15 protein-coding genes are annotated in these 21,608 nt (G+C 66.4%); 9 read left to right on the top strand and 6 right to left on the bottom strand.

The features are described from left to right. Positions 1-264 precede the first annotated feature (264 nt). Together typA and QZ847_RS07965 are read left to right on the top strand one after the other, a co-directional pair. Positions 265-2,106 carry a translational GTPase TypA gene (gene typA, locus QZ847_RS07970; RefSeq protein ID WP_093007277.1) on the top strand — a complete coding sequence of 614 codons (1,842 nt, stop codon included), beginning with the start codon at positions 265-267 and terminating at the stop codon, positions 2,104-2,106. Positions 2,107-2,317: 211 nt separating this feature from the next. Continuing rightward, complete coding sequence (locus QZ847_RS07965; protein ID WP_294355174.1) at positions 2,318-3,652, top strand: chloride channel protein; 1,335 nt, start codon at positions 2,318-2,320, stop codon at positions 3,650-3,652. Positions 3,653-3,690: 38 nt separating this feature from the next. Here the strand turns inward: QZ847_RS07965 and QZ847_RS07960 are convergent, their stop codons facing one another. Further along, the gene (locus tag QZ847_RS07960; RefSeq protein WP_294355180.1) at positions 3,691-6,009 is read right to left on the bottom strand and encodes a TonB-dependent receptor; all 2,319 of its coding nucleotides are present in this window, start codon (positions 6,007-6,009) and stop codon (positions 3,691-3,693) included. 346 nt (positions 6,010-6,355) lie between these two features. Here QZ847_RS07960 and QZ847_RS07955 point away from each other — a divergent pair, with 346 nt between their 5' ends. After that, on the top strand, positions 6,356-7,612 hold the full coding sequence (locus QZ847_RS07955) for a glycosyltransferase (protein WP_294355172.1): 1,257 nt from the start codon (positions 6,356-6,358) through the stop codon (positions 7,610-7,612). Here the strand turns inward: QZ847_RS07955 and QZ847_RS07950 are convergent. Continuing rightward, complete coding sequence (locus tag QZ847_RS07950) at positions 7,593-8,336, bottom strand: fatty acid desaturase (protein ID WP_294355169.1); 744 nt, start codon at positions 8,334-8,336, stop codon at positions 7,593-7,595. The genes QZ847_RS07955 and QZ847_RS07950 overlap by 20 nt on opposite strands. Next, on the bottom strand, positions 8,323-9,300 hold the full coding sequence (locus tag QZ847_RS07945) for a phosphatase PAP2 family protein (RefSeq protein WP_294355167.1): 978 nt from the start codon (positions 9,298-9,300) through the stop codon (positions 8,323-8,325). The genes QZ847_RS07950 and QZ847_RS07945 overlap by 14 nt, the downstream gene beginning before the upstream one ends. Positions 9,301-9,446: 146 nt before the next feature. On the opposite strand from QZ847_RS07945, the gene QZ847_RS07940 reads away from it, so the two are divergent. From QZ847_RS07940 to QZ847_RS07915, 6 genes are all read left to right on the top strand, one after another. Next, the gene (locus tag QZ847_RS07940) at positions 9,447-10,448 is read left to right on the top strand and encodes an alpha/beta hydrolase (protein WP_294355164.1); all 1,002 of its coding nucleotides are present in this window, start codon (positions 9,447-9,449) and stop codon (positions 10,446-10,448) included. Between the two features lie 77 nt (positions 10,449-10,525). After that, positions 10,526-10,729, top strand: coding sequence for a DUF5818 domain-containing protein (locus QZ847_RS07935; protein ID WP_294355162.1), 204 nt, complete (start codon positions 10,526-10,528; stop codon positions 10,727-10,729). 76 nt (positions 10,730-10,805) lie between these two features. Further along, positions 10,806-13,268, top strand: coding sequence for a prolyl oligopeptidase family serine peptidase (locus QZ847_RS07930; RefSeq protein ID WP_294355159.1), 2,463 nt, complete (start codon positions 10,806-10,808; stop codon positions 13,266-13,268). A gap of 111 nt (positions 13,269-13,379) precedes the next feature. Further along, the gene (locus tag QZ847_RS07925; protein WP_294190519.1) at positions 13,380-14,813 is read left to right on the top strand and encodes an NAD-dependent succinate-semialdehyde dehydrogenase; all 1,434 of its coding nucleotides are present in this window, start codon (positions 13,380-13,382) and stop codon (positions 14,811-14,813) included. Between the two features lie 139 nt (positions 14,814-14,952). Further along, positions 14,953-15,330 carry a hypothetical protein gene (locus QZ847_RS07920; protein WP_294355155.1) on the top strand — a complete coding sequence of 126 codons (378 nt, stop codon included), beginning with the start codon at positions 14,953-14,955 and terminating at the stop codon, positions 15,328-15,330. A gap of 102 nt (positions 15,331-15,432) precedes the next feature. Further along, positions 15,433-15,720: a DUF3297 family protein gene (locus QZ847_RS07915; RefSeq protein ID WP_294355153.1), complete on the top strand. Its 288-nt coding sequence runs from the start codon at positions 15,433-15,435 to the stop codon at positions 15,718-15,720. 415 nt (positions 15,721-16,135) lie between these two features. Here the strand turns inward: QZ847_RS07915 and QZ847_RS07910 are convergent, their stop codons facing one another. From QZ847_RS07910 to QZ847_RS07900, 3 genes are all read right to left on the bottom strand, one after another. Then, entirely contained in the window at positions 16,136-16,945 is an 810-nt protein-coding gene (locus QZ847_RS07910; RefSeq protein WP_294355152.1) for a LytTR family DNA-binding domain-containing protein, read from the bottom strand. Positions 16,946-16,993: 48 nt separating this feature from the next. Next, entirely contained in the window at positions 16,994-18,157 is a 1,164-nt protein-coding gene (locus QZ847_RS07905; RefSeq protein ID WP_294355149.1) for a histidine kinase, read from the bottom strand. Positions 18,158-18,250: 93 nt separating this feature from the next. Then, positions 18,251-21,559, bottom strand: coding sequence for a TonB-dependent receptor (locus QZ847_RS07900; protein ID WP_294355144.1), 3,309 nt, complete (start codon positions 21,557-21,559; stop codon positions 18,251-18,253). Positions 21,560-21,608 lie beyond the last annotated feature (49 nt).

The raw sequence follows: 21,608 nt of genomic DNA, 5'->3' as shown, positions 1-21,608 counted from the left end.
GAGCGAGGCGGGTTACTGGATCGGGCAGCGCATCTGGCAGCGCTGGTACGATCGCCAGCCCGATAAGCACGCCGCGATCCGCCGGATGCTGACGCTCGATCGATTGGGTGAGGTCCTGGCCGCGGGGCGCTATACCGGCTGAGCGCCGGGCTACGGCTGCGTACGCGCCCACCGTCCGCCCCATCTTTTCGCGGACGCACAAATAGGCTAAGGGCGCGGCCGAAATCGCCTGTGCGCCAACGCGCGGGCCATCCAGGAAACATGATGAACCTCCGCAATATCGCGATCATCGCGCACGTCGATCATGGCAAAACCACCCTCGTCGACCAGCTCTTCCGCCAATCGGGCACGTTCCGCGAGAACCAGCGCATCGAAGAGCGCGCGATGGATTCGAACGACCTCGAGAAGGAGCGTGGGATCACCATTCTCGCCAAGCCGACCTCGGTCGACTGGACGCCGCCGGGCAGCGATGAATCGATCCGCATCAATATCGTCGACACCCCCGGCCACGCCGATTTCGGCGGCGAGGTGGAGCGCATTCTGTCGATGGTCGACGGGGTCGTCCTCCTGGTCGATTCGTCGGAAGGCGCGATGCCGCAGACGAAGTTCGTGACCGGCAAGGCGCTGGCGCTGGGCCTGAAGCCGATCGTCGTCGTCAACAAGGTCGACCGCAGCGACGCGCGCATCCAGGAAGTGCTCGACGAGGTGTTCGACCTGTTCGTATCGCTCGACGCCAACGACGAGCAGCTCGACTTCCCGGTGCTCTACGCCTCGGGCCGCAACGGCTACGCCTCGACCGACATGGACGCGCGCGAGGGCACGCTGATCCCGATGTTCGAGACGATCGTCAGCCACGTGCCGCCGCCCAACCTGGAGGTCGAGAACGTGCCGTTCACCTTCCTGGTGACGCTGCTCGATCGCGACAACTTCCTCGGCCGCATCCTGACCGGCCGTGTCAATTCGGGCACCGTGAAGCTAAACCAGCCGATCCACGCGCTCGACAATGACGGCAACGTCGTCGAGACCGGCCGCGCGTCGAAGATCCTGTCGTTCCGCGGGCTCGACCGCGTGCCGGTCGATGAGGCCAAGGCGGGCGACATCATCAGCCTCGCCGGCCTGACCACCGCGACCGTCTCGAACACCATCGCCGACCCGCAGGTGACCGAGCCGCTGCACGCGCAGCCGATCGATCCGCCGACGCTGTCGATGCGCTTCGCGGTGAACGATTCGCCGATGGCGGGGCGCGAAGGATCGAAGGTGACCAGCCGCATGATCCGCGATCGCCTGTTCCGCGAGGCGGAATCGAACGTCGCGGTCAAGGTGACCGAGGCCGCCGACCGCGACAGCTACGAGGTCGCCGGCCGCGGCGAACTCCAGCTCGGCGTGCTGATCGAGACGATGCGCCGCGAGGGTTTCGAGCTCGGCATCAGCCGTCCGCGCGTGCTGTTCGGCGAGGACGAGGATGGCAAGAAGACCGAGCCGTACGAGACCGTCATCATCGACGTGGACGAGGAATATTCAGGCACGGTCGTCGAGAAGATGAACCTGCGCAAGGCCGAGATGACCGACATGCGCCCGTCTGGCGGCGGCAAGACGCGCATCACCTTCTCCGCGCCGTCGCGCGGCATGATTGGCTACCACGGTGAATTCCTGTCGGACACGCGCGGCACCGGCATCATGAACCGTCTGTTCGAGAAGTACGGTCCTCACAAGGGCAACATCGAGGGCCGCAAGAATGGCGTGCTGATCTCGAACGGTGCGGGCGAGGCCCAAGGCTATGCGCTCGGGCCGCTCGAGGACCGCGGCGTGCTGTTCGTCGGCCACGGTGAGGCGCTGTACGAGGGCATGATCATCGGCGAGAACGCCAAGACGGACGACCTTGAGGTCAATCCGATGAAGGCGAAGCAGCTGACCAACTTCCGCGCGAGCGGAGGCAAGGATGACGCGATCCGCCTGACCCCGCCGAAGAAGATGACGCTGGAGCAGGCAATCGCCTATATCGACGACGACGAGATGGTCGAGGTCACGCCCAAGAACATCCGCTTGCGCAAGCGCCACCTCGACCCGAACGAGCGCAAGCGCGCGAGCCGCGCGAAGGCCGCCTGAGGCGAGCCGGGCAAGCCGCAGCCAAGGCTGCGGCAAGCCTCAAGGCTCGCCCGGCCGGCCTCGCCACAGCGAGGACCGACGACGCGGCTTAGCCGCGGCGCCTCCCGGACAGACAATAGAGAAGAGGCGGCGACCGGGCACTCACCCCGTCGCCGCCTTTTTTCATTCCGCCGCAGGTGAACTCCCGACCGATCGCGCTATAGCGGGTGCCATGCTCGACCGCCGCTCAGCCGCCGCCTCCCGTCGTCGCTGGACGGTATCGCGCTACCGCGCGCTGCTGAGGACGCGCGGGCCGAAGTCGGTCCAGTTCCGCACCCGCGTTTCGGTGCTGGCCGGCGCGATCGCGATCGGGCTGGTCGCGATCCTGTTCGCCGAGGCCGCCGACTGGGCAGGCGGATGGTTCAACGGTTACGCTCACCGCTACCACTGGCTGCCGCTGCTGACGACACCGCTCGCGTTCGTGGCGCTGGTGTGGGTCACGCGCCGCTTCGCACCGCTGGCGCGCGGATCGGGCATTCCGCAGGTTATTGCGGCCGCAGATGATCCGAACCGTGCGACCGGCTCGCTGATCTCGGTCCGCACTGCGGCTACAAAGATCGTGCTGACGATCGCCGCAGTCATGTCGGGCGCGTCGGTCGGGCGTGAGGGGCCAACGGTGCAGCTCGCCGCCGCCGTGATGGGCTTCACCCACCGCGTCATGCGCGTGCCGTTGCGCACGCCGGTCGTCATCGCCAGCGGCGCGGCGGGCGTCGCCGCCGCCTTCAACACCCCGCTTGCCGGCTTGCTGTTCGCGATCGAGGAACTGGCGAGTGCGTACGAGCAGCGCGTCACGCTGCTGGTGCTGACCGCGATCGTCATTGCCGGCATGGTCGCGCAGTCGGTGCAGGGCGATTACGTCTATTTCGGCGTGATCGGCGCGAGCATGCCGCTGTCCAGCGCGCTGCTGGTGGTGCCGGTCGCGGGTATCGTCGGCGGATTGTCGGGCGGCGCGTTCGCACGGCTGATGCTGATCCTGGCGGTCGGCAATCACCCGGTCACGCGGTGGAGCAAGGCCAATCCGATCGTCTTCGCCGGCGCTTGCGGCATCGTGGTGGCGGGGTTGGGCGTCGCCACCGGGCTGACCTGGGGCACCGGCTATTCGGCGGCGCGCGCGATGATCGTCGGGGTCGACGCGCCTTTATGGTTCGGCCCGGCCAAGTTCCTCGCCACGCTCGCCACCGCAGTCGCGGGGCTGCCCGGCGGCATCTTCGCGCCGTCGCTTGCGGTCGGCGCCGGCGTCGGCAACCTGCTGCGTGAAGTATTCCCGGCGAGCCCGACTTCGGCGGTCGTGATCCTCGGCATGGTGGCCTATTTTGCGGGCGTCGTGCGCGCACCGCTGACCGCGGTCATCATCCTGTCGGAGACGACCGCCAGCCGCGGGCTGATGCTGCCGATGTTCGCCACCGCGTTCATCGCCGATGCGGCGAGCCAATGGGTGTGCCGCGAGAAACTGTACCACGGCCTGTCGCGCGGCTTCGCGATGACGCCCGAGCCCAAGCCGCACTGAAAAGGGGCGGCGGATCGCTCCGCCGCCCCCACGTCCCCTCAGCGGAACTTGGCCGCCAGCGAGACGCCGACGACGCGCGGTTCGTTGAATACCGCGGCATTGTAGTTCTCGATCACGCCCTTCAGGTTCTTCTCGCCCGTCAGGTTGCGCGCGAAGGCGGCGATCTCGTAGCGGCCGTCGGGCGTCGTATACCCCGCCTTCAGCCCCAGCTCGAAGTTGCCGTTGGCGTAGAATTCACGCGTCTTGTATAGCACGAAGTTGGTGTAGCCCTGCAGGTTGAAGTCGGTCGCGACGAACAGTCCGCCGTCGTTGCTGAGCGGGATGTCGTATCGGACCGCGGCGTCGATCTGATACTCGGGCGCGTTGGGCAACGGGTTGCCATCGATCTGCGCCAGCACCGCCGGAGCTCCGAAGATCGTGCGACGGATCGTCGGGTCTTGCACGGTGCACGTCACCTGACCCGCCAGCGCACACACCTGCGCGTAGACGTTCTTGTCCTTGATTTCGCTGTGCAGCGCACTGCCGCCCAGCGAGAAGGTGATGTTGCGGATCGGGCGCCATTCCAGTTCCGCCTCGAACCCGTAGGCGTCGGCATGGTCGGCGTTGAACAGCACGCCGTTGCCGTTCGCATCGTTGCCGTTCAACTGGATGTCGTTGACGCGGTAGTAGAAGCCGGTCGCGTTGAAGCGCAGGTTGTTGAACGGCCGCGTCTTCACGCCGGCCTCGTACGAGGTGATCGTCTCGCTGTCGGCGGTGGTGAACGCCGAGCCGAACACCGCCGAGCGGCCCTGGATCGTGGGACCACGGAAACCACGCGCGACGCGGGCGTAGATGCTGGCGGTCGGGTCGACCTCATACAGCGCCGACACGTCCCAGCTCGGCTCCTTGCCGGTCAGCTTCACATTGCGCGGGGCAGTGGCCGGGAAGTTGACCGTTGCGCCGGTGGTGGCAGGCTTGACCAGGATCGTGCGCTTGTCGTCCTCGGTATAGCGACCGCCCGCGGTCAGCGTCAGGCGGTCGAACGTGTAGCTCGCCTGGCCGAACACCGCCCATGACGCGTTGGCGTCGTGCAGCCGCACCCAATTGCCCGGATTGTTGGTGTTGCTGTTCGCCGCCACGAACGGTGCGGTCAGGAAGAAGCGGCGCTGGTAGAAATCGGTCGTGTCGCGCTGGTCGAAGTAGAAGCCGCCGACCTGCCACTTGAACGCCGCGCCCGCGTCGCTGGAGGCGAGCCGCAGCTCCTGCGTCCACTGGTCGAGGTCGCGGATGTTGCCCCGGCTCTGATTACAGTCGAAGCAGCCGCCGTTTATGTTCAGCGGCAATTGACGCACGCCACCGTCGGTGTCGCCGCGGCTGTAACCCGACGTCGTCTCGTACGCGGTGATCGAGGTCAGCGTCGCGGCACCGAAATCCCACGCGGCGTTCACCGATCCGCCATAGGTCTTGTACGCCTGCGGATTGTTGTCGCCCTCGTCCAGCGCGACACGGCTGCGCGGCTCGCGCGCGACGCTGTTCGATCCGCGCACCAGCGCGCCGCGGTGGAAGATCGTCGAGCTGCCGTCGTAATCGCGCGCGTGGCCCGACACGTTGATCGACAGCGTCTCGGTCGGCGTGAACAGCAATTGCAGCCGAACGTCGCGCTCGTTGAAACCGCCCAGCTTGTCCTTGCCGCCGCGCGTGCCGTCGACACCGGGGCCGGTGAAGGTGTTGTCGATCCAGTCGTCGCGGTGCTGATAGAGGCCCGAGAGGCGGAACGCGATCTTGTCGGCGACGATCGGCCCGCCGACGCCCGCATCCACGGTCGCGGTGTTGTAGCTGCCGTAGGAGGCGCTGACGCGGCCGTTAAAATCCTGGCTCGGGCGGATCGTGTCGAACTTGATGATGCCCGCGGTCGTGTTACGCCCGAACAGCGATCCCTGCGGTCCGCGCAGCACCTCGACCTGATTGACGTCGAACACCGGGTTCGACTTCAGCACCACGTGCTCCAGCACCACGTCGTCCTGGATGATCGATACCGGCTGCGATGCGCCGAGGTAGAAGTCGATGTTGCCCAGACCGCGGATGTAGAAACGCGGAAAGATACGCCCCGTTGTCGTCTCGGCGTAGAGGCCGGGGACGCGGCCGGCGAGCGACAGGATGTCCTCGCCCGCCGACTGAAAGGTACGCAAGTCGTCGCCGCCCACCACCGCAACCGACACCGGCACGCGCTGAAGGTTCTCCGAGCGGCGCTCGGCGGTGACGGTGATCTCCTGCAAGCCATCGCCATTGTCGCCCGGCGTCGCGGTGGCGGCATCGACCGCGGGCGGGGTGGGGGACTGCACCGTCTGCGCCGCCACGGGCGCGGCGAGCGTCAGCATGCCGGCGGCACCGGCGAGCAGGAGCGACTTGGACGTCACGATGATCTGTTTCCCTTTTGCGTGAACAGCGGGTGTGAAGCGCGCAGCACCGCTGGCCCGTACGACGAGAAGTCGTACGGATCCTGGTCGGTGATTCGCGGCTCCCCCCGCTTCGTTAAAGCGCCTGGCAGCGGATTGTGTCGGACGTGTGAAAGGTGTCGGAAGATTGCTGAACCGCACACATCCCCGCGGGCTGTTGCCAGTCGGGCACAGCGCCGCCGCGAAACTGCCTGATCCCGGTCAATTACCAGCACCGTGCGCGGCCACATCGCTGGACAGCGCCCGCGCCTGCACCTAGCCGCGACCTTTGCCTTTCAAGAAAGCGCCCGCGCGCGTGCCATCCGCCAGGCGACATATCGCGATCATCGCCCCGCCGACCGCGGGGCATTTGAACCCGTTGCAGGTGCTGGGCCGCGAACTGTCGGCGCTCGGCCACCGCGTCTCGCTGGTCCACGTTGACGGGGTTGAGCGGTTCGTCCCTGAGCCGAGCGTCGGCTTTCACGCGCTTCCCGGCACGAGCGCGCCGCTGCTCGACGCCTATCTCGACCTGCTCGGGCGGCCGACCGGACCGCGCGGACTGCCGCGGATGATCGCGGCGACCGCCCAGATGACGGGGCAGCTGCTCGACGGTGCGCCGGCGGTGCTAGCGCGGATCGGTGCCGAGGCGGTGATCGCCGACACGGCCGAACCCGCCGGCGCGCTGATCGCCGCGCGGATGCGCCTGCCGCTGGTCGCGAGCGTTACCGGGCTGCCGCTGCTGCGCGAAGAGGACGTGCCGCCGCCGTTTCTCGGCTGGCGCTTCCGCCCCGATGCGGTCGGACGCAACCGCAACAACGGTGGCTATCAGGTCGCCGACCTGCTGCTGCGCCCGATCACGCGCGTGCTGGAGGAGCGGCGGCGCGCGTGGCGCTTGGGTATCGAAGGCGAGCCGCTGGCGTGGATGGCGCAATGCCCACGCGCGCTCGACTATCCGCGTGCGCGCTTGCCCGCCACGTTCAGCTATGGTGGACCCTGGCGTGACCCCGAAGAGGACGCCGCCGATCTGCCGCAGGGCGACGCGCGCCCGCTGGTGTTCTGCTCGCTCGGGACGCTGCAGGGATCGCGTCGCGGGCTGTTCGCGGTAATGGCGCGTGCGTGCGAGTTGGCGGGCGCACGCGCGGTGATCGGACACGGCGGCGGGCTCTCGCCGGCGGACGAGGCCGCGCTGCCGGGCGATCCGCTGGTGCGCGCGTTCTGGCCGCAGGCGGCGGTTCTGCGCCACTGCGCCGCGGCGGTGCTGCACGGCGGGTTCAACACCGTGCTCGATGCGCTGGCGGCAGGCGTGCCGATCGTCGCGCTGCCGATCGCGTTCGAGCAGCCGGGCACGGCCGCGCGCGTCGCTTGGTCGGGTGCGGGGCGGGTGCTGTCACCTCGCGCGCTACGCGCTTCGACGCTGGCGGCGGTACTCGGCGCGGTGATGCACGATCCCGGCTACCGCGATGCCGCACGGCGGATCGGTGCCGAGATGGCGCAGAGCGGCGGGGCGACCGCCGCCGCAGCACGCGTCAGCGCGGCGCTTGCGTAAGGCGCGACCGTACACCCGGCAGCCGCCACCACGGCGTGCGCGGGCTCAGGTGATGCTCGTGATGATAGGCACCGAAGTGGAAACAGGTCGCTATCGACGCCAGCGGTGACAGCGCATTGCTGCGCGCATTGTGGTGATCGGCGAAGGGCGCGTCGTCGTGCCGGTGCGGCAGATAGGTGCCGAAGAAGAACAGTTGCGCCAGTGCGAGCAGCGCCGGTACCGCCCAGAACGCGACGATGTTTACCAGCGACGCGCCGAGCAGCAGGTACAGGATCGCCGCCAGCGTGATCCGCGCGATCTGTCCGTGGGTGTAATAGCCCGAGAAGAAGCGTACGAACCACGGCAGCGCGCGGCGCGGCGCACCGGCGTGGAAATCGGGATCGTGCTCGGTTCCCGGTGCAGCATGGTGCGCGTGGTGCTTGGGGTAAAGCGCGCGGTACGACAGCGCGGCATAGGCGCCGAGGCACAGCGCTCCCACGGCCCGGTTCACGCGCGCGCGGCCGGGCGCGAACGAACCATGCATGCAATCATGCGCGACGATGAATAGCCCCGTACTCAGCCACGCCTGCGCGACGATCAGCAGCGCAGCGACCGGCATCGTCGCCATGCTCCACGACCAGAAGAAGATGCCACCGACGTGGATCGCCAGCCAAGCGGCTCCGATCGCCCCGGCGAGCAGGGCGCTGACGTGCGTGTCGCGGCTGATGGTGCTAGCCGATGCCATGTTCGATCCGTGTTTCAACGGGTTGCGCCAAGTCACGCCCGCGCGCAAGCCCCGGGCGAGCAGTGCTACGTCGGCGAACCAGCCACGGCGCGACCGCCAGCGCGAGCGGCGCGAGCGCGAGGCCGCCCAGCACGTCGATGCCGTAATGCCCGCCGAACAGCGGCGTTGCGATGATCGTCACACCCGCCCACACCGGCGCGACGAAGCGCCATACCGGCGTGTCGCGCTGCGCCCACGACAGGATTACCGGCAGCGTCGCGTGGAAGCTCGGGAAGCTGACGATTCCCATCAACTGAGTCAGGTCGAGCACACGCCACGTGCCGTCGCGTAGCCCGGCGATCATCGCCTGCTCTATCCACGCGATCGACGGCCACAATCGCGTGTAATGCGCGGGGTCGAACACGTTGCCCATCGCGGGCACCCACCACGAGACGAGGATAGTGACGAACCCCGACAGGATCGCCGCCGCGATCGCGATACGCAACCGGTCGAACTGCGCGTAGGCGCTCATCGCGACGATACAGGTCACCATCTGGAGCGTCAGGCTGTGATAGGCGAACCCGCCGATCCATAGCGCAGCGGGCGCTCGGTCGGCGGCGGTGAACACCGCGGACCAATCAAACCCGAGCATGCGATCGGCGGCGGCGAGCCGCGCGTCCCACATTGCTCCTGCTCGCGCGGCGAGCGCGTAGGCGAGTACGACGCCGAACAGCGTGAATAGCGTCATCTGCAGGAACGCGATCGATCCAGCGGCGAGGCGCGGCCGTTCGTGCCGCCGCCCGTACCACGCAGCATGGCCGAGCAGTGCCAACCCGACCGCTGGCGGCACCGTACGCCACGCATCGATGCGGAAACCCAGCCCACTCGCCGCAGCGAGACAGGTCGCCAGCATCAGCGCGAGCATCCACCACGCGGCGGCGTCGCTTGTTGTTGCAGCAAACTGATTGGATTTCGGCAGCCGCACGGATGGAATCCTACACCGCGACGGCTCGCGCGGGAACAGCGCCCGGCCTCGCACGCTTCGCAGCGATGGTCATGAGTTTGCGGTCGTCATGAAGGCCGTTCGAGTGCGCCGCGGCGCTTGTGTCAAGGTAGAGGCAAGGAACTGAGATGGCGATTGTCGATACCGATTTCGTGACGATCGCCTACGAGGATCGCGGACCGCGAGATGGTCCGCCGGTGCTGCTGATCCACGGCTGGCCTGATGACGCCTCGACCTGGGACGCGGTCGTGCCGCGGCTGAACGCGGCGGGGCTGCGCACGATCCAGCCGACACTACGCGGCTTCGGCGGCACGCGGTTGAAGCCCGATGTGCCGCGCACCGGCAACAGCGCGGTACTCGCGCTCGACATGATCGCGCTGATGGACGCGCTCGGGCTAGACCGCTTCACCGTCGCAGGCCACGACTGGGGATCGAACACCGCGGAGGCGCTGGCGGTCGGCTGGCCCGACCGGGTCGAGCGGATGGCGATGCTATGCACGCCGCCGCGGCTCGGCGGCATGAAGACGCCCTCGTTCGCGCAGGCTCAGCGGCAATGGTATCACTGGTTCATGGCGACCGCGCGCGGTGCAGACGCGGTGCGCGCCGACCGCCGCGGCTTTGCACGCACTCACTGGAACAACTGGTCGCCGCCCGGCTGGTACGACGAGGAAACGTTCGATCGCGTGTCGCGCGCGTGGGAGAACCCCAATTGGGTCGACGTCACGCTGCACAGCTACCGCGCACGCTGGGACGAGGTGAAGCCCGACCCGCGCAGCCAGTGGCTTGAGGACAAGGTGCGTGCAACCACCACGCTGTTGCTGCCGACGCTCTACGTTCAGGGCGCGGTTGACGACGTCAACCCGCCCGAGACGAGCGCCGATGTTGCGAGTAAGTTCACCGGCCCGTTCGCGCGCGTGGTGCTCGCCGGCGTCGGCCATTTCGCGCAACGCGAGCACCCGCACGCAGTCGCGCGCCATCTACTGCACCTGTTCACCGGAGACCCGACGACCCTGGCGAGCACGACCGATCGCAGCCTGTACGTGCGGCGAGCCACGCCGCTGCTTGCGTCACTCGGGGTAGCGGCACTCGCCGGGATTGGCGCGGCCGGCGGCGTGAAGCGCGACCGGTGATAAGGTGGCCGATACGGTCCTGCTTGCCCGATGCCGAACGGCTTGCGATATACCGCGGCGATGACAAGTGACGCTGCATGACCGCGATCGGAACACGGATCGACGAGACCGGCACGCTGATCCGCGATGGCGGCGCGTTCTTTCTGCGCCGCGACGTCGGCGGGCGGTTCCAGCTGGAGCTGCAGCGCACGCCGGTCGATCTGGTGGAAAAGCGCGTGCGGCTGATCGGCACCCTGGTCGCACCCGATCTGGTCAGCGCGGACGGCGTCTCTCCGGCCTGAATGATCGCATCGCGCGGGTTGAATTAAGCCGCGCTTGCCCGGACAAGGGCTCCCACATGATCCGGGGGTTCCATCCATGCGCGCAGCCGTTCTCGCTCTCTTGCTGACCACCACGCCGGCCTTCGCCGCCCCGTCCCCCGCCGTGCCTGACACGCCGGCCACCACCTACCACCGCGCGCCCGACGCAATCGCGAAGATCTTGGAAACGCCGCCCACCCCGTCCGTCGCGGTCAGCCCGGACCACCAAACGCTCGCGATCCTGGGGCGCGAGAACCTGCCGACGATCGCCAATCTGTCGAAGCCGATCCTGCGGCTCGCCGGCTATCGCATCGACCCCGCCACCAACGGCCAGGCCGAGGTACGCACGCAGTGGCTGAACGCGCTGTCGTTCAAGGATCTGGCATCGGGTCGCGAGGTGAAGGCCGCGTTGCCCGCCAGCACCCGCTTCACCAATCCCTCCTGGTCGCCCGATGGCTCACGCCTCGCCTTCGTGGTGCAGGAGCCCACCGGGCTGGCCTTGTGGGTTGCCGATCGCAGCGGCGCGGTGCGCCCGCTCGCGCGCGGGTTGAACGCTGCCTTCAACGGCACGCCATTCACCTGGACGCCCGACAGCCGCGCGATCGTCGCGCGCACCGTGGTCGCGAACCGTGGGCCTGCGCCGGTGGAGAACGTCACGCCGACCGGCCCGGTGGTGCAGGAAAGTAACGGCCGCCGCTCGGCCGCGCGAACCTATGAGGATCTGCTCGCCAATGCGGGCGACGAGGCGCTGTTCAACCATTATTTCACCGGTCAGCTGGTGCGCGTCGACGCGGGCAGCGGTGCCGCGACGCCGATCGGGGCACCGGGATTGTTCACCGACTTCAGCGTGTCGCCCGATGGTCGCTATCTGCTGACCGAGCGGTTGAAGCGGCCGTATTCCTACCTGCTGCCCGCCGGCTATTTCCCGACCGAGATCGCAGTCACGACGATCGACGGGCAGCCGGTGAAGACGCTGGTCGATCGCCCGCTCGCCGACGACCTGCCGGTCGACTTCGATGCGGCCGTCAAGGGCCCGCGCGAGGCGGAGTGGCGCTCCGACGCGCCCGCGACGCTCGTCTGGGCGGAGGCGCTCGACGGTGGTGATCCGAAGGCAAACGTCCCGTTCCACGACCGCGTGATGATGCAGGCCGCACCCTTCTCCGCCGCGCCTGTCGAACTCGCCAAGACCGCCAACCGCTATGCGACGACGATGTGGGGCGACGGCGGCTTCGCGATGGTGGTCGACCGCGCGTGGAAGACGCGCACCGAGCAGCGCTACGCGGTCAGCCCCGATCAACCGGGTACGGCGCGCGTGCTGCTGGCGCGTAACTATCAGGACCAGTATGGCGATCCCGGCTTCCCGACGCTGGAGCGGAACGCGGCGGGCAAGCAGGTGATGCGCTTCACCCCCGACCACCGCGCCGTCTTTGTCGAGGGCGAAGGCGCGACCAAGGCAGGCGCGTTCCCGTTCTTCGCCACGATGCCGATCGCCGGCGGCGAACAGACGCGGCTGTGGACCGCCAAGGCGCCTTATTACGAGAGCGTCGTCGCGATGCTCGACGACACCGGTGCGCGCATCCTGACGCGGCGCGAGAGCGCGAAGCTCGCACCCAATTACGTCATCCGCACGGTCAAGGGCGACAAGGCACGCGTCGTCACCAACTTCGCCGATCCCGCGCCTTCGCTCGCCGGTGTGACGCAGCGCACCATCACCTACAAGCGCGCCGACGGCCTGCCGCTGTCGGGCACGCTCTATCTGCCCGCGGGCTATGATGCGAAGCGCGATGGGCCGCTGCCGACGTTGCTCTGGGCCTATCCGGCCGAGTATACCGACCCGAAGGTCGCGGGGCAGACGGTCGACCAGGGCAACCGCTTCACCCGCCCGCGCGGGATCAGCCACCTTTTCCTGCTGACGCAAGGCTATGCGGTGCTCGACGACCCGGCGATGCCGATCGTGGGTGAGGGCGGCGCGGAGGCGAACGACACCTATGTCAAGCAATTGCAAGCCGACGCGCAGGCCGCGGTCGACGCGGTGGTGGCGACGGGCGCGGCCGACCGCAACCGGATCGCGGTCGGCGGGCACAGCTACGGCGCGTTCATGACCGCCAACCTGCTCGCGCACACCGACCTGTTCCGCGCCGGCATCGCGCGATCTGGCGCATACAACCGCACGCTGACGCCGTTCGGCTTCCAGGCGGAGCAGCGCACCTACTGGCAGGCGACCCCGACCTATACCGAGATGTCGCCCTTCACCTACGCCGACCGGATCAAGGCGCCGATCCTGCTGATCCACGGTGGCGCGGACGACAATTCGGGCACCTTCCCGATCCAGTCGGAGCGTATGTACGCGGCGTTGAAGGGCAATGGCGCGACCGTCCGCTACGTCGTGCTGCCGAACGAGCCGCACGGCTACCGCGCGCTTGAGTCGACCGAGGAGACGCTGTGGCAGATGACCGACTGGCTCGATCGCTACGTCAAGCCGGCAGCGGCCACACCGGCGGGTAAGGCCAAGGCGAAGTAGGCCAAGGATCATAGGGCAGCATCGATCGCCGGTGGCCGCGCTGCGATAACCGGCGGTGGAGTGCGGGGCTATCGCGCCTATATGGGGGCGATCAGTTCAAGGAGCCCCTGCATGACCGCCTATGATCCGCGCCTCGGCCTCTACATTGCCGGCGAATGGCTGACCGGCGCGGGGCGCGACGCGCACGACGTGCTCAACCCCGCGACCGGGCAGGCGCAGGGTGCGCTGCCGCTGGCGACCCCGGAGGATCTCGACCGCGCGCTTGACGCTGCGGATCGCGGGTTCAAGGCGTGGCGAAAGGTTGACCCGGCGCAGCGCGCGCAGGTGCTGACCCGCACGGCCGCGATCCTTCGCGAGCGCGCCGAGCATCTCGCCCGCATCGCAACACTCGAACAGGGCAAGCCGCTGGTCGAGGCGAAGGGCGAGGTCGCTTTTGCCGCCGCGCTGCTCGAGTTCCATGCCGGCGAAGCACAGCGCATCTACGGTCGCGTGCTGCCACGTCCGGCGGGCACGCGCAGCCTGGTGTTGCAGCAACCGATCGGCCCGGTGGCGGCGTTCTGCGCCTGGAACTTCCCGATCATGAATGTGGTCCGGAAGCTCGGCCCCGCGATCGCGGCGGGCTGCTCGATCATCATCAAGCCGAGCGAGGAGACCGCGGGCTCGGCGGTCGAGGTGCTGCGCTGCTTCCAGGACGCAGGTCTGCCCGGTGACGTCGCGCAATGCGTCTTCGGCGTGCCCGATCAGGTCTCGCGCCACCTGCTCGCCTCGCCGGTCACGCGCAAGCTGAGCTTCACCGGTTCGGTTCCGGTCGGCAAGCATTTGGCGAAGCTCGCCGCCGAGACGATGATGAAGACGACGATGGAGCTGGGCGGACACGGTCCTGTGCTGGTGTTCGACGATTGCGATCTCGATAAGACGCTCGACACGCTCGTCGCGCACAAGTTCAGGAATGCGGGGCAAGTGTGCGTCGCGCCGACGCGCTTCCATGTTCAGGCCGGCATCTACGACCGCTTCGCTGAAGGATTCGCCGAGCGGACGAAGCGACTCAAGCTCGGTAGCGGGCTCGACGCCGACACGCAGATGGGGCCGATGGCCAACGCGCGCCGTCCGTCTGCGATTCAAGAGTTGGTCGAGGATGCGCGCAGCGTCGGTGCGCGCGTGCTGGCGGGGGGCACGCGTGGGGAAGGCGACGGCTTCTTCTTCACACCAACCGTGCTCGCCGACGTGCCGTTGGAGGCGCGCGCGATGAACGACGAGCCGTTCGGCCCGCTGGCGCTGCTGACTCCGTTCGAAACGGTGGACGACGCGATCGCACAGGCGAACCGGCTGCCCTTCGGGCTCGCGGCTTATTGCTTCACCGAGAACGGGCGGCGGCAGAACCTGCTCGGTGACGAGATCGAGGCCGGGATGGTCGCGATCAACAACGTGCGGCTGAGCTGGCCCGACAGCCCGTTCGGTGGTGTGAAGGACAGCGGCTTCGGCTCGGAGGATGGGCCCGAGGGCGTGGCCGCGCACATGGTGACCAAGACCGTCCACATGATGTGAGCCGGGCCAGCCTAAACGCCACGTGAATATCGCATTCCGCCTGCGTTCAGTGCGAATCGCGTAGGACTTGCAACACGCTCGCAAGACTTGCGTTCAACCAATCGTGCGAACCGAGCGTAACCCTGTAAGGAGGTTCGAAATGAGTGGTTTTCTGACTAAGGCGGGAATGGGCATCGCGCTCGCCGCCACTGCTATCACTGCCGCTGCCCCCGCCGATGCGCAGCGCTGGGGCGGTTACCGCGGCTATCGTGGCCACCGCGGTGGTGACACCGCTGCGGCGGCGATCCTTGGCGGTGTTGTCGGCCTGGGTGTCGGCGCAGCAATCGCGTCGAGCAACCGGGACCGCTATTACGATCGCGGTTATTACGGCTACAACGGTTATTACGGCCCGCGCTACCGCCCGGTGCCGCGTGGTTACTACCGCGACTATTATGCGCCGCCGCCCCCGCGCGTGGTGTACCGCGAATACTACCGCGACCCGTACTATGGTGCCCCCCGCGGATATTACGGCTGGTAATCATCGACCGGTAGCTGGTTCGTTCGAGCGGCGTGGCGGGGGCAGTTCCGTTACGCCGCTTTTTTGTTGGCACGTCCCTGCCGAGCGGGGTAGGCGCGCGCGATGACCGATACGCCTCCCGACCATCTCTCGATCGATCCCCGCAGCCCGCATTTTAACCGCGACGCGCTGGAGCGCGGCGTCGGCATCCGCTTCAAGGGCAGCGAGCGCACCGACGTTGAGGAATACAGCATCTCCGAGGGCTGGATCCGCGTTGCGCTCGGCAAGAAGATGGACCGTCATGGTCGCCCGTTGACGATCAAGCTGATGGGTCCGGTTGAGGCCTGGTTCCAGAGCGGTGGCGACACGGATGAAGCAGGCGATGGCGAGCAGGCCGACGCTGAGGATTGAGCAGGCGCCTGTACAGGGCGCTATTTAGGCGTGATCAGCGCATCCAGCTCGGCCAGCATCGGCGGTTGATCACAGGCGACGGCCCAATGCTGTGCGCATTTCGGTGTCACCACGTCGATCCGGCGAACCATACGACCGAGTGGCGGCAGCCCCTCGCTGGCTCGCGCCGATAGGTTCCGTCGCCAGAACGCCGGCTGGTCGGGCGATGCATCGATCCTCGCTCCATCCTTAACCGACAACGTGCACGTCACGCGTGACATATCGGTCGGCGTCGCGCTCTCCATCAGATCTTGCTGCGACCGATCTCGTCGCTGCGCCAGCCACCGTCGGGGCCACGGGTGGCGACGATGCTGACAATATGCCCCGCACACCGCCGCGGCTGGCCCCGCGGCCGCGAGCAGGACCGCCGCCGCGATCAATGGACGAACCGCGCCACCACGTCGCGGTAAGACCGCGACACCTTCACGCTCGACCCTGAATCGAGCACCAGGAAGCATTCGCCGTTGGTGTGGGGTTTGACCTGCTTGACCAGATCGAGGTTGACGATCGTCGAGCGGTGAATGCGCTGGAACCGGCGCGGGTCGAGCCGTTTCTCCAGGTCCTTCATCGTCTCGCGCAGGATCAGCGTATTGGCCGCCGTCTTGATCACCATGTAATCGCCCGCCGCCTCGATCAATTCGATCGTGTCGACATCGACGCGGAAGATCTGTCCCTGATCCTTCACGTTGATCATCTTTTCATAACGGTTGGCCGCGACCTGATCGCCGCCGTCGCTCTCCGCCGCAATCTCGGCCGCGGCCTCGGGCGCGTGTTCTGCCAGCGCTTCCTTCAGCTTTGTCGCTTCCTCGCGGCTGCCGCGTTCGGACAAACGCTGGCGTACGCGGTCGAGCGTTTCGGCCAGGCGCGCCTCCTCGACCGGCTTCATCAGGTAATCGGTCGCCTGCGCCTCGAATGCGCGGATCGCGTGGTCGGAATAGGCGGTCACGAACACGAACAGCGGCGGCTCGACGTCCATCAATCCCTGCACCACCGAGAAGCCGTCGAAGCCCGGCATCTGGATGTCGAGAAAGACGAGGTCGGGCTTGTGCGTCTTGATCGCGCTGATCGCCTCGCGCCCGTTCTGGCACTTGGCGATGATCTCCACGTCGTCGTGCGCCTGCAGCCGCAGCTCGAGCCCCTGGATCGCGAGCGGCTCGTCATCGACGAGAATGGTCCTGATCGTCATTTATTCTACACACTCCATCACGCGCACCGTGGCGGGGAGGGGCGGGCCTCAGCGCCCGGGTTCCTCCAGTTGGTAGGGGATCTCGATCTCGATCCCGAACCCGCCCGCCGGCATCGCCCGGACCGCGAAGCGGTGGTCGCCGGGATATGCCTGCGCCAGTCGCTCCCTGATATTGGCGATGCCGACGCCGGTTGAAAGGCTCGGCCGGTTTTTGTTCGGCATCAATCCCGGGCCGGTGTCGGATACGCCGAGCAGCACGCGATCCCCGACGAGCCGCGCGGAGACGCAGATTTCTGCGCCGTCCTCCTGCGGGGTGACTGCGTATTTGATCGCATTCTCGACCAGCGGCTGGAGCAGCAGCGACGGCAGCCGTGCCTTGTCGACCGCGGGATCGATGTCGAATTTTGGCCGCAGTCGATCCTCGAAGCGCATCTTTTCGATCTCGAGGTAGAGCTTCAGCGTCTCGACTTCCTGCGCGACCGTGACGTGCGCGGTGGGTTCGTTGGCGAGCGTGTAGCGCAGGAACGACGACAGCCGCGACAGCATCGCATTCGCGCGCTCGGTCTGTTTCAACAGCACCAATGTCGAGATTGAGTTGAGCGTGTTGAACAGGAAATGCGGGTTCAGCTGATAGCGCAGCATCGCCAGCTGCGCCGACGAGGCCTGTATCTCCAGATGCTCCATCTGGTCGATCTGGTCCTCGACCAGCAGGTAGAAGTTGATCCCGAAGTAGAGCGCCGACCAGCCCGCCAGCACGGTGAAGTTCAGGAACAGCGTGCCGAGCAGCAGCGACAGGTCGACACCGGGCGCCGACAGCTTGATGAAGCTGAACGAAAAGGCGTCGAGCGTCGCGTAGAGGAACGTCCCCGCACCGAGCGTGAAGATCGATAGCAAGATGCCCGTCACGCGCGGCAGGCGGCGGTAATAACCGTAGAGCACCGACAGCAGCAGCGTGATGCAATAACCGACGATCGATTCGACGATCACCGGCACGATCTGCTGCAAGGTGAAGCTGGTCGACAGCGACGACACCGAGCGCAGCACGAGGTAGCCGGTCCAGCCTGCCGCCTGCAATTTCCAGAACGCCGCCGCCTTGTCCTCGAAGAACGGTCGGATCGACAGCGGACGGTTGCCCGCCAGCGAAGGAGAGGGCGCGGTCGCGGCCGTGGTGCCGGGCAGCGCATGGTCCTGCGAAGCGGAAGTGGTCGCCATCGCACCCCATCTACACGCGGGACACGAGCCGCGCAAAAAAGAAGGGCCGCCACCCGCGAGGGTGACGGCCCGAAAGGCGCTGAGGCTGTCGGCTTAGAAGGTGAAGCGCGCCCCCAGACGGATCTGGTAGAGCGACTGCGTGAAGTTCACCGACGACGTATTGGGTGTCGTGAACGACGAATAGCGATACTGCGCGCAGGGCACGGCGCTGCTCGTCTGTGCAGCAGCGTTCGTCCCGGTCGGCGTCGCGGCCGCGAGACACTGCACCGTCACGAGTGAACCAGAATACGGGAAACCGAGCTGACGCAGGCCGCCCCACTTGCTGTTAAGCAAGTTCGGCAGGTTGTTGATATCGGCAAACAGCGAAATCTTTGAGTTGCCGATAAAGGTCGGGATTTCTTGCTCAAGGTGGAGATCAATCCGCGTGAAGGCGCGATTGCGACCGATGTTCTTCGGCGCGATCTGACCGCGATACTTGCTCAGCACGGTGCCGTCGATGAAGCTGTTGACCGCATCGCGCGTTGCAGCGGTGTCATAGCTGACTCGCGCATCATCGATGCCCGTCGGTACGTAGAACAGGTTGGTATTGGCACCTACACTGGTCAGCACGGTTCCGAACACGCTTGAACGGTTCTGCGTGTTATCGAGCATCGTATAGCTATACGGGCGTCCGGCGCGCGTTTCGCCGAACAACTGCACGACCGTGCGGTTGTCCCCGAAAAATGCGTGATCGAAGCCAACGCTGTACTTGATTTGCCATTTGATTTGGTCAGACGAGATACCATAAGCCGGATCGTTCGGGTCGGCGAAGAACTGATTGCGGTAGTTCGAGTTGATCGTCGACGAAGTCGCATTGCCCACGTCACGAATCCACGAACGGGTGACGCTGCCGCCGAGTGTCAGCCCCCAATCGAACGCCTTGTCGGCGCGGACCACGACCACATGACTGTGACCCTTGCTCGTGTTGGTGGTGATGATGTCGTAATTGTTGTCGCTGAATGCCGTCAGCGCACCGTAGCGGGGGCGCCCATCGGGCAGTACGCCGATCTGCGTCACGCGGCCGTCGCGGAAGATCACACCGTCCAGGGTGTTGGAATAATAATAATCCCCACCGAGGTTGAAGCCCATGAAGTTGTAATCAGCCGACAACGTCGCCTTCAACGAACGCGGCAAGTGGAAGTCGCGGTCAAGCGCACCGGTGTTAGTGCGCGCAACGTTGGTCGCGGCTGCGGGGTTGCTGGCAGCGTTGGCTGCAAAGGCCGACACCGCTGCCGGCACGTTGCCGTTCACGTTGTTGAGCGCGAGGTCGCAGATCGACCCAGGCGTGTTGCAGGTGGCGTCGCGGTTAATCGTCACCGAGCTGATGGTGACCGTATTCGAGAAGCTGTTCGACATGTAGATGTCGGGCGAGCCGCCACCGAACACGCCAACGCCACCGCGGAGCTTTACACCAGCCAGGAAGTTGGTCGGTTTCCAGTCGAAGCTCAGGCGCGGTTCGAATTGATCGAGACCGTTGTAGTTCTTTGTGTTGGTGAAGCCAAAGCGCTGCGTGAAGGACGGGTTGAACACCGGTCGCTCCTTCATCGCGTACATGGTGTAGCGCGCCCCCGCGGTGAGCGCGAGCGTGTCCGTGACCTGCCATTCGTCCTGAAGGCCGAAGGCGAATTGCGTGTAGCGGAAGTCGGCGGCGGCGTTGGTTCCAGGGATCGGAGCCGCATAGATCAGCTGGTTTGCCTGACGGTTGCGGAAATCGGTCGTGGTGTCGAAATAATAATTACCGAGCGCATTCGGCACGAAATTGTTGAACGTGCGGTTCTGCGTAACGTCGACCAGTGCCTGGATCTGATGTGCACCAGCCGTGTAGCGACCCAGCAGCGATCCTTCCCAAGTGTCGAAGAACAGCTGGTTGACGTGACGATTGTTGTCGGGACCGAACGTGATGCGTGATGCGCCGGTCGCGCAGCCGGTCGGGGTCAACGCACCATTTGCGGCGGGTGCGCTTGTCACCTCGGAGCAGACGCCGATCTGACCGATGCCGCGACCCAGCAGCGGCTCCTGACCACGCTTGTTGTACTTGTAGATCGCACGGGCTTCGGTCGAGAAATTGTCCGTCCAGTCCGAGTTCAGCTGAACGATGCCGGCCTTCAGCAGCTCGGAAAGGGAATAAGCGTTGCTGCTGAGGCCGTATGTCGCTGGATTTGCCGTCGCGTTGGTGTTGTTCTGGCTGACGAGCACGTCGTAGGCGTTGATGTACGACACCGCCAGGCGTTGGCCGTCGGCGATGTTCCAGTCGATGCGACCGGTGATCTTCTCATCCTTGCGCGGATTGAGACCCAGCACGCCGCCAACGGTGTCGCCGTAGCCTTGTGCGGCAGCGATGCTGGTGACAGTGTTGATTGCACTCTGGATTGCGGCCGGATTGCGGTACGAGCCAATCAACGTCGAGAACGGACGCGGATCGGTATTCCGCTCCGCCGACACCATGAAAAACAGCTTGTCGGCGATCAGCGGACCACGAAGAGTGGCACCATAGGTTTCTGACTTGTACTTAGGCGTATTCTGGATATTGCCGCCGATCTTGTCACCGGTCAGTCCATCGGTATTCTGCGAATAGAAGCCGGTGCCATGAAAGTCATTGGTGCCTGACAGCAGCACCGTGTCAATCGCACCACCCTGGAAGCCAGACTGACGGAAGTCATAGGGCGCAACCGAGACAGAAACCTGCGCAATCGCGTCGAACGGCACCGGGCCGCGGTTGGTCGGGCTCGCGTCCTGGTTGAGGCCGAACGTGTCGCCGACGGTCACGCCGTTGATCGTGAAACGGTTGTAGCGCGGATTGACACCCGCGAAGCTCACCGCGCCACCGCGATCGCCGCCGTTGCCAAGATCAATGTTGGCGAACGGATCGCGGCGTTGGATGTCGCGGATGTCGCGGTTGACCGACGCAACCTTCGACACGTCAGCTTGCGTCAGCACCGTCTGCGGACCGTCCGAGGTGACGCCCGCGCCGCGGATCGACGAAGCGGTGACCACGATGTCCTCGCCCGCGCCGGCATCCGCGCCCGCAGCCGCCGCGGGGGCGAGGTCGACCGGCAGCGTGAACGGCTGTTGCACCACCGTGAAGATGTCGGTGACGGTCCGGCTTCCCTGCGGGCTGGTGATCGCAACGGTGTAGGGGCCGCCGACGGGCAGACCATTCGCGTTGAACGTACCATCAGCGCCGGTCGCGGTGTTGACGCGCGCGTTGGTAGTCGTGTTGGTGATCGTCACGTTGGCGCCAGCGACCGGCGTTCCGCCTGCGGTCACGGTGCCGCGGATCGCGGAGGTGGTTTCCTGCGCCATCGCGCCCATCGGTGCGATCAGCGCAACCGCCGCCACACCCCACAACAGGTTGTTACGCATCGTCAATGTTCCCCTTGAGAGCCCCGGCTCTGCAGCATTCGGCGAGCCA

It is taken from the genome of uncultured Sphingomonas sp. (genome assembly GCF_913778135.1).
GTDB lineage: Bacteria > Pseudomonadota > Alphaproteobacteria > Sphingomonadales > Sphingomonadaceae > Sphingomonas.
The sequence above is the reverse complement of the archived record's forward strand: the minus strand, read 5'-3'. Positions and strand labels throughout refer to the sequence as shown.